General features: G+C 62.6%; 2 pseudogenes. One reads left to right on the plus strand and one right to left on the minus strand.

Going from position 1 to position 1,184, the window contains the following annotated elements:
* Window positions 1-101, plus strand: a pseudogene (locus ENZ74_RS35530) (LysR family transcriptional regulator); the annotation flags it as partial.
* A 134-nt stretch (window positions 102-235) separates the two neighbouring features.
* Here the strand turns inward: ENZ74_RS35530 and ENZ74_RS32365 are convergent.
* Window positions 236-1,184 (minus strand): annotated as a pseudogene (locus ENZ74_RS32365) (transcriptional regulator); the annotation flags it as partial.

The following is a 1,184-nucleotide window of genomic DNA, read 5'->3' on the forward strand; positions in this document are numbered from 1 at the left end:
ACTTCGCCATGATCACCCATCGCGATCGCCAGGCAAGCCTGGCCCAGATGGCGCTTAAGGCGCATCTCGACGGCAAGGCGGATGCCCCGTCGGCGGGCTAGAGTATCAGAGTTTGCGGCTTTGCCGTTGGCTCGGAGGTCTTGGTACTTTGTATCGAGTGGCTGATTGAAACGCCTCACCACGACCTTCCTCCCCAGATGGGCTCGCTAGCGCTGTCCGCCTCGACGCCCAGCCGTCACTCTGGCAATCCGGCGTCCCGCAGCGCGCTTCCCAGAGTCTCCGCGAGCGCTGGCGCACAGCGCACGCCAGCAAATTGGCGGCTGTAGCGGAAGCCCGGCTGAAGCTCGCGCACGCGCGCGGCGGCGGCCCTCGCTTCGTCCAGCCGGCCGAGTTTGGCGAGCGCAGCGGTCAGTTGCACGTAGGTGATGCTGTGTGCCGGATTGGCTTGAACGGACTTGTAGGCTGCGCGACAAGCTTCTTCGTAACGCCCGCGCAGCAAATGGCTCATTGCTTGGGCGTCAAACGCGGCCCAAGCCCACGAATCGAACGGGCTTAGCCGGATACCCTTCTCGCTCCATTCTATCGCGCGCTCTGCTTCGCCGGCCCATCCGAGAACGACGCTGCCAAGAATGTAAGTCAGCGCCGATGACGGGCTAATGGCGAGGGCTGCGTCTAATGCCGTGAATGCAGCGGCGCGATCATGCACGAGATCGTATGCGTCGAGACTCTCTGGGCGCTTCCGCCTGACACGTTCAATTTCCGCTTTTCGCAAGCTTGGAGCAATCGCGCCCACCGCTGATAGCGCGATTTCGTCCTGAAGCGCGAAAATGTCCTCCGAACTGCGGTCGTAGCGCTCGGCCCACACGTGCGCGCCGGTCGATGCATCGATCATCTGAGCGGTTACGCGCACACTACCGCCAGCTTTGCGCACGCTGCCTTCGAGGACATATCGTACGCCAAGCTCGCTGCCGACCTGCTTCACGTCCACGGCGCGGCCTTTGTAAGCGAAGGTCGAGTTTCGCGCGATAACGAAAAGCCATTTTATGCGTGCCAGGCCGGTGATGATGTCATCGACCATTCCATCGGCGAAGTACTCCTGTTGCGGATCTCCGCTCAAGTTCGAGAACGGCAGGACCGCCACGGAAGGCTTCTCAGGCAAGGTCGGCGCCGACGCGGTGCGGGCG

The organism is Mesorhizobium sp. M7A.F.Ca.CA.002.15.2.1 (assembly GCF_003998715.1).
GTDB classification, from domain to species: domain Bacteria; phylum Pseudomonadota; class Alphaproteobacteria; order Rhizobiales; family Rhizobiaceae; genus Mesorhizobium; species Mesorhizobium ciceri.